This window comes from Nocardia yamanashiensis NBRC 100130 (assembly GCF_001613325.1).
Lineage (GTDB): Bacteria > Actinomycetota > Actinomycetes > Mycobacteriales > Mycobacteriaceae > Nocardia > Nocardia yamanashiensis.
This window is the reverse complement of sequence record NZ_BDCD01000058.1, coordinates 22,612-30,188: the sequence shown is the minus strand read 5'-3', so window position 1 is coordinate 30,188 and position 7,577 is coordinate 22,612. Positions and strand designations below refer to the sequence as shown.

6 protein-coding genes are annotated in these 7,577 nt (G+C 70.3%); all 6 read left to right on the top strand.

Annotation, left to right across the window (positions count from 1 at the left end):
• Positions 1-591 (top strand): hypothetical protein (locus tag NY1_RS43975; protein ID WP_169815488.1); only part of this gene is annotated, 591 nt, incomplete at its 5' end.
• Positions 588-1,799 carry a DUF7373 family lipoprotein gene (locus tag NY1_RS40895; protein ID WP_157762833.1) on the top strand — a complete coding sequence of 404 codons (1,212 nt, stop codon included), beginning with the start codon at positions 588-590 and terminating at the stop codon, positions 1,797-1,799. The genes NY1_RS43975 and NY1_RS40895, both read left to right, overlap by 4 nt.
• A gap of 5 nt (positions 1,800-1,804) precedes the next feature.
• The gene (locus tag NY1_RS40890; protein WP_067723336.1) at positions 1,805-3,361 is read left to right on the top strand and encodes a serine/threonine-protein kinase; all 1,557 of its coding nucleotides are present in this window, start codon (positions 1,805-1,807) and stop codon (positions 3,359-3,361) included.
• Positions 3,348-4,823, top strand: a complete 1,476-nt coding sequence (locus NY1_RS40885) for a serine/threonine-protein kinase (protein ID WP_067723334.1) — start codon at positions 3,348-3,350, stop codon at positions 4,821-4,823. The genes NY1_RS40890 and NY1_RS40885 overlap by 14 nt, the downstream gene beginning before the upstream one ends.
• A gap of 12 nt (positions 4,824-4,835) precedes the next feature.
• Positions 4,836-6,068 carry a DUF7373 family lipoprotein gene (locus NY1_RS40880; protein ID WP_067723332.1) on the top strand — a complete coding sequence of 411 codons (1,233 nt, stop codon included), beginning with the start codon at positions 4,836-4,838 and terminating at the stop codon, positions 6,066-6,068.
• Complete coding sequence (locus NY1_RS40875) at positions 6,061-7,548, top strand: serine/threonine-protein kinase (protein WP_233434704.1); 1,488 nt, start codon at positions 6,061-6,063, stop codon at positions 7,546-7,548. Before NY1_RS40880 ends, NY1_RS40875 begins: the two co-directional genes overlap by 8 nt.
• The last annotated feature ends 29 nt before the right edge of the window (positions 7,549-7,577 follow it).

Here is a 7,577-nt window from a genome sequence, read left to right as displayed (position 1 = left end):
CGCGCGCTGATCGGGACGGCGCTGGCCGCGGTCTTCGTGTCCGCGATGGCGCTGACGGTCGCGTTCGGCCGTGACGACCCCGCGCCGCACGCACCGAACTGGACTTCGCTCGGGCCGCAGACGAGCGTGGATTCGGTGTCGTGGGGCGCCTACACCTATGTCGCGCAAGCGTTTCCGGAGCTGCTGCCCGCGTCGCAGTTCGGCGTCGGATATCAGGAGATGTACAGCTGTATCGCCGTCGGCGAGGATCTGCGGATCCGGCCCATCGACGTGTTCACGCCGGTCGGGCGGATCGCCTGCACCGGCAATCGCGAACCGGCGGTCACCATTCATCTGACCTGCAATGCCGACCGCTCGCCCATCGCCCCGCCGCCGACCTTCGACCGAGCCGAAGGCGACGAGCGCTGGACCCGCCCCTCGGGCACCGGGCACCTGCACTGGGGAACGTACCTGGGCTACGAGCTCAAGCTCACCGGCTACCTCCGCGTGTACTTCGACCAGCCGGATCGCAATTTCTGCTACATCGTCGTCACCGGCGCCGATTCCGGAGCCACGCTGCGCACCCGCTGGTGGACGGAGGCGCCGCTGTGAGAACGCTGCGGATACTCGCGATCACGGTCGTGCTGGCGCTGTCGGGGTGCGCGATGTCCGGCCGCCCCGCACCCGGACCCGATCCGGCCGCGCTCGATGTGGGCTCGTTCAGCCGCTATCCGATCCTCGCGCCGGCGGCCGTCACCGAGAGCCAGGGCCGGGTGCTCGAATCGGTCCGGATGGCCGAGGCCATGGCGGACCCGGAGGCGGTGGACCCGGCCCTGACCATTCCGCTCGGCGGCACCCGCGCGGTGCCGCTGCCGACACCGGCGAAAGCCGCGGGCCTGCTGGCGAATCCGGTGGCCGCGGTCTTGGAGAAGCGCGGCATGCTGGCCGGTTTCACGGTGGGCGGCACCGACACGGTCGCCGCCCGGCGCGGTACCGTCGGCGCGGGCCGGATTTTGCAGATCGTGGTGCTGCGCTTCCCGGATTCCGTTGCGGCACAACAGGCCGCGCAGGAAATGGATGCCGTGGACTTCGCGGTGAGTCCGGACAATGCGGCTGTCGCGATTCCGGGGCACGCGTCCGCCCGCGCGCACTGGCGTCCGGCCGTGCCGACCTTGGCGGCCACCACCGCCCACGACGTGTTCGTCATCAGCGTGCTCGCGGGCGAGCGCACCCCCGATGGCACCGCCCTGGCGACCTTGGCGGGCAAGGCGTTCGACACGCAGATTCCGCTGCTGCGCGAGTTCGCCCCGACGCCCGCGGACCGTTTCACCGAGCTCGCGCTCGATCGCGACGGCATGCTGGGCCGCATGGTTCCCGAAGCGCCCGGCCGCTGGCCGTACCCGCAGGTGATCCTCGGCGAACGCGACGGCAATGCCGGGTGGGACACCCTGTTACAGGTGCGCGGGATCGTCTACGGCCCGCGTGGCGCCGACCTGTACGTGGGCCCGGAGCCCTTCGAATTGCTGGCGCTCAATCGATTCGACATGCTGGCCCGGTTCGCCGACGCGGCCGCGGCGCACAAGCACTTCGCCGCCATCCGCAGTCGGGTGACCGAGGGCGTGAGCCAGCTGGTACCCGCACCGGCCGGGCTGCCGGACGTCAGTTGCAGCGAGCACCTGAAGAATTCGCTGGAATCGATGACCAAGTTCATGTGCGTGCTCGTGCACGGCCGCTACCTGGCGGAGATCGCCAGCCGGGATTACGACGATGTGCGGCAACGCACCGCGGCGCAGTACGCGCTGCTGGTGAACAGCGAGTAGGGCCGATGGACGAAACCCTCACCCCCGGAACGGTATTCGCGGGCTACCGGATCGAACGGCGGCTCGGCGCCGGCGGCATGGGCGCGGTGTATCTGGCGCGGCATCCGCGGCTGCCGCGCTGGGACGCGCTCAAGGTGCTGCCGCCGAGTTTCGCCGCGGCCGCGGAGTTCCGGGCCCGTTTCCTGCGGGAGGCCGAACTGGCGGCCCAGCTCGAGCATCGCCATATCGTGGCCGTGCACGACCGCGGGGCCGAGGGCGACCGGCTCTGGATCGCCATGGAATTCGTCGACGGCGTCGATGCCGACCGGCTGCTGCGCGCCGAGGGCCCGCTGCCCACCGAGCGCGTGATCACGCTTCTCCGCGAGGCAGCCCAGGGTCTGGACGAAGCCCACCACGTGGGGCTGCTGCATCGCGATGTGAAACCGGCGAACCTCCTGATCGAATCCGGCGACGACGGACGCGTACTGGTGGCCGATTTCGGCATCGCCCGGGCGGCCGGCGAAGGGACCGCGCTGACCGACGTGGGCACGGTGGTGGGAACGCTGGCCTACACCGCCCCGGAAACGCTCACCGAACAGCGCGTCGATCACCGAGCCGACATCTACGCACTGGGCTGCACGCTCTTCGAACTGCTGACCGGCCGCAAACCCTTCCCGCGCGCCTCGATGGTCGCGCTCATGCGGGCGCACTTGGACGAACCGCCGCCGTCGGCGCACGAACTGCGTCCCGAACTGCCACCGGCGATCGACGCGGTCATCGCCCGGGCAATGGCCAAAGACCCCGACGAGCGCTATTCCACGTGCGGGGCCCTGGCCGCGGCGGTGGCGAGCGCGTTCGGCCACGAGGTCGAGCCGACGCTGCCGGCGATCCAGCCGCTGCGCATCCCGCAGGCGGCAGCGACTCGCGCGGAACCGGCACAACAGCAGGTCACCGCCCCACCCGTGCGGCGAGCCACGATCCGGCGGCCGAAAATCAAGCTGCCGGCCCCTCGGCGCGCACGCCTCGCGGCAGTCATCGCGGGCATCCTGGTCGTGGTCGCGGCGATAACGGCAACCGTTGCCCTGCAACGCGATTCGAACGGAGCAGTGGCGCAGCCCGCGACCACCACCGGCGGCGTGACCTGGGGCCAATACCGATTCATGGTCGAGGCCCTGCCCACCCTGCTGCCCGCCACGCCGGTATCCACCGGCTATCAGGGCATCCGGTGCGCCGCGGTCGACGAGAAAGGCCAGGCCACCGATCTGAAGAAGCTGCCGGACACCATCGGGCGCATACTCTGCACCGGGGACGAGAACCCGGTGCGGAATATCGATATCCGGTGCTCGACCAATCGAACCCCGTACTACCTGACCGACGAACATCCGATCGGCGACGAGCGCTGGACGCGAACCTCCGGTCGTGGCCGGGTGAACTGGCTGGACGTCGACGAGCGCGACGGCCGTACCGGCGTCGTCGGCCTCGAATTCGAGGAATCCACCCGCAACTTCTGCCAGGTCGCGGTCATCGGCGGGAAGTCGGGACAGGATCTGCACGATCGGTGGTGGCCGAATGCCCCCTTCTGAGATTCACGACGACTACCCGGAATTCGCCGGTTACCGGGTCGAGAAGCGGCTCGGCGCCGGCGGTATGGGCGAGGTGTACCTGGCGCGGCACCCACGCCTGCCCCGCCGGGACGCGCTGAAGGTGCTCTCGGACAAGCACGCCGGCAATGAGGAATTCCGGGTGCGTTTCCTGCGCGAGGCCGAGGTCGCGGTCCGGCTGCACCATCCCAATGTCGTCGCGGTGCGCGACCGCGGCGAGCACGAGGGCCGGCTCTGGATCGCCATGCAGTACGTCGACGGCATGGACGCGGCCGCACTGATCGCTGGTGCGGGATCCGAACTCCCGGTCGAGCGGGCGATCCGGATCCTGTCCGAGGCCGCACAGGGTCTCGACGAGATTCACCGGGTCGGGCTGCTGCATCTGGATGTGAAACCGGCCAATATCCTGCTCGCCGCGGAACCGGACAGCCCGCTGGATCGCGTGCTGGTCACCGACTTCGGCATCGCCCGCACCGCCGACGAGGACGAGAACCCCACCGAGGACGGCGGATTCACCGCGACCCTGGCCTACGCCGCACCCGAGCAGATCAGTGGCGAGACGGTCGACCATCGCGCCGATGTGTACGCCCTCGGCTGCACCCTGCACCATCTGCTCACCGGGTCGGTGCCGTTTCCACGCGACAGCCCGGCCGCGGTCATGTACGCCCACCTGCTCGAGACACCACCGCTTCCGTCTCGGCAAAACCCCGCCGTACCAGCGCAATTGGATGCCGTCGTGGCCAAGGCGCTGGCCAAGGATCCGGCTGGCCGCTACGAAAGCTGCGGCGAACTGGCGGCCGCGGCGCGGGCGGCGCTCGCGGAACCGGACGATGAGCGACCGGCCCCGCGCATCGGCCGCCGGGGACTCGTGCTGACCGGTGTGGCGATGCTGGCGACTGTCGCCGTGGCCGTTTCGCTCGCCATCGCCGGCGGATCCGGGGATCCGGCCCCGGCGCGGGATCCCCGGACGGTGATCAATGCCGACGCCTGGGGCAAAGCCGCGCTCATCGCCGGGACCTTCCCCGGGCTCCTGCCGGTCGCACCCACCGCACCCGGATACAAAGACCTCAACCTGTGCATGCACATGGACGCCTCGCAGAAGGACAACTACATCTCCCTGGACGAGGTGGTGCCCAAGGCCGCGGTGATGTGCGCCGGCGACTTGGATCCCGTCATCCTGCTCACCGCGACCTGCAACAACGATCGCACCCCGCTGACGGAGGCGGTGACCATCGCGCGGCTCGAGGGCGAGGAGTCGTGGTCCCGCCCGTCCGGCACCGGACGTGTGCGCTGGGGCAACTACACCACGTCCGAGGGAAAGACGCTCGGCAAGCTCGAAGTGAGCTTCGACGGCTCCGATCGCAATTTCTGCCGCCTGCGGGTCATCGGCGCGGAAACCGGTACCGAACTGCGCGACCGCTGGTGGCTCGATGCACCGATATAGCAAGGGGTACCGATGATTTCGCGCACGACGTTGCTGCGCGCCGCGGCGGTGCTCGGCGCGGCGCTGATCGCGGCGAGCGGCTGCACCCGCCCGGGCGATCCGATCGCGGCCGTCCCCGACCGGTCGGCGTTCGACATCGGCGGCAATGACATCCGCCCGCCGACACCGCCCGCGGGCAACGAGAAGTACGGGCGGATCCTGGAATCGGTGCGGATGGGCGAGGCCATCATCGACCCGGCCGAAGTGGATGCGACGCTGTCCAAGGGCGTGGCCAAACGCACCGGGCCGGTGCCGAGTCCGCTCAAAGCGGTCGGGGTCCTGGCCGGTCCGGTCCGCAAGGTACTCGAATCCCATTCCATGCTGGCCGGATACACGATCACCGGCAGCGAGGTGGAGATCGACGAGCTGGCCGTCGGCTCCGTGCGCCTGCTCACGGTCCTGCTGCTGCGGTTCCCGGACGCCGAACAGGCCCGGCTGGCGGCCCGGCAGCTGGATGCCACCGATGCCGCCATGAGCACCGACAATGTCGCGGCGCGGTTCGCCGATTATCCCGGGGCGTACGGACATTGGCGGCCGAGCGCCCCGACGATGGCCGGAACCGTCGCCCACGACTCGTTCGTCATCACCGTGCTGGCCGAGCACACCGCACCCGATCAGGCCGTCCTGACCGGGCTGATCCGCAAGGCCTTCGACCTCCAGATCCCCCGGCTGCGCGCCTTCGCGCCCACTCCGCCGCAGCGACTGGCGGAACTGCCCCTCGACGAGGACGGCATGCTGGCCCGGCTGCTGCCCCACGGTCCCGGCGTCTGGCCGGTGCCCACGGTCATCGTCCCCGATACCGACGACCTGGCCGGCTGGAGCACGACCATCACGCCCAGCGGTGTGGTGTTCGGCCCGCGCGCCACCCAGCTGATGAAGAACTACGACCTCGACCCGGCGGTCGAACGCCTCGCCACCAACGGATACAACTATCTGGAGCGTTATCCGGACGCGGTCGCCGCCCGCCGCGGGTTCGGCAGGGACATGCGCAAAGCCCAGGAATCGCCCGGCAAGACCGCGACCGCGCCCAAAGGCGTCCCGGACGCCTACTGCGCCGCGTACGACATCGAGACCCCGGCGTGGCCGGTCCAATTCCACTGCCATGTGCTGTTCGAGCGCTATTCGGCCACCAGTGTGGGCCGCAATCTCACCGAGGCCCAGCAGCGCGCCGCCGCGCAATACCTGTTGCTGGTGAACGGTGTCTAGCGCGCCCGGGATCCTGTCTCCAGGAACGCTTTTCGCGGGCTACCGGATCGAGCGGGTGCTCGGCAGCGGCGGCATGGGCACCGTGTACGCGGCCGCGCATCCGCGGCTGCCACGCCTGGACGCGCTGAAAGTGCTGTCGGCGCAGCACAGTTCGGATCCGGAGTTCCGGTCCCGCTTCGTCCGCGAGGCGGAACTGGTTGCGCGGCTGGAGCATCCGAACATTGTCGGCGTCCACGATCGGGGCATCGAAGACGACCGGTTGTGGATCGCCATGCGGTTCGTGGCCGGCACCGACGCCGCCGCGCTGCTCCGCACCGGCGGGCCGGTGCCGGCCGAGCGGGCCGTGCACGTCATCGCCGCGGTGGCGCGGGGCCTGGATCACGCCCATCGCGCCGGCATGGTGCACCGGGACGTCAAACCCGCCAATATCCTGCTGGAAACCATTCCCGGACAACCCGATCGGGTGGCGATCACCGATTTCGGCATCGCCCGCGGTGCGGCGAACTCGACCGTGCTCACCCAGGCCGGTTCGGTGCTCGCGACCCTCGCCTACGCGGCCCCCGAACAGCTCACCGGAGCACCGGCCGATCAGCGCGTCGATGTCTACGCGCTGGGGTGCACGCTCCACGAACTGCTCACCGGCACACCGCCTTACCCGCGCCCGACGGCCGAAGGGGTGATCCGCGCCCACCTCGAGGACCCGCCGCCGCGGCCGAGCGCGACCGTCACGGCCCTGCCCGCCGCGATCGACGCCGTGATCGCCACGGCGCTGGCCAAGGACCCCGGCCGCCGGTACGACAGTTGCGGCGCGCTGGCGGATGCCGCCGCCGCGGCGCTGCTCACCGGCAGCGCACCACCACCGCGTACCCGGCGGTCTGCGCATCGGCTCACGGTCGCGCTCGCGATCACCGCGACCGTCGCGCTCGCTGCGGGCGCGGGCATCTACGCACTCCGGCTCCACCACGGAGCATCGGCCGAGCCCACCGCCGGCCCGGCCGCATCGTCGACCGCGCTCGCGCCGGATTCCTGGGGCGCACACGAATTCATCGTGAAGGCATTTCCCGGACTGCTCCCCGCGACCGTGTCCGGAAGCGGCTTCCAGGGCCTGCGCTGCCTCTCGGTGGACGAGGACCTGAAACCGATCGCCGTGACCGAATCGCGGGACTCCACGAACACCCTGTCCTGCAACGGCGATCGCAACCCGGTCTCGCGCCTGGTGGTGCGCTGCGATGCCAAGGGCGAACTGGACTTCGGCCCGGTGCCGGACCGAACGATCATTCTCGACGAACACTGGCAGCGCGCTTCCGGACAGGGCCGGGTGATCGTGCACGAGCTGCCCGCCATCGGCGGCGGTGGTCTCACCGGCCAGCTGCTGGCCGAGTTCGACGACGGTCCCCGCAAGAACTGCACGCTCAATGTGGTCGGCGACCATTCCGGCCGCGACCTCTTCGATCACTGGTGGTCGGCGGCCCCGCTGTAGCGCACGGGCGCCGGTCGATTCGGCCGACC

Excerpts from the sequence above, each read along its gene's own strand:
- NY1_RS40890 (WP_067723336.1), top strand. The coding sequence starts at position 1,805 with ATGGACGAAACCCTCACCCCCGGAACGGTATTCGCGGGCTACCGGATC.
- NY1_RS40885 (WP_067723334.1), top strand. The coding sequence starts at position 3,348 with ATGCCCCCTTCTGAGATTCACGACGACTACCCGGAATTCGCCGGTTAC.
- NY1_RS40880 (WP_067723332.1), top strand. The coding sequence starts at position 4,836 with ATGATTTCGCGCACGACGTTGCTGCGCGCCGCGGCGGTGCTCGGCGCG.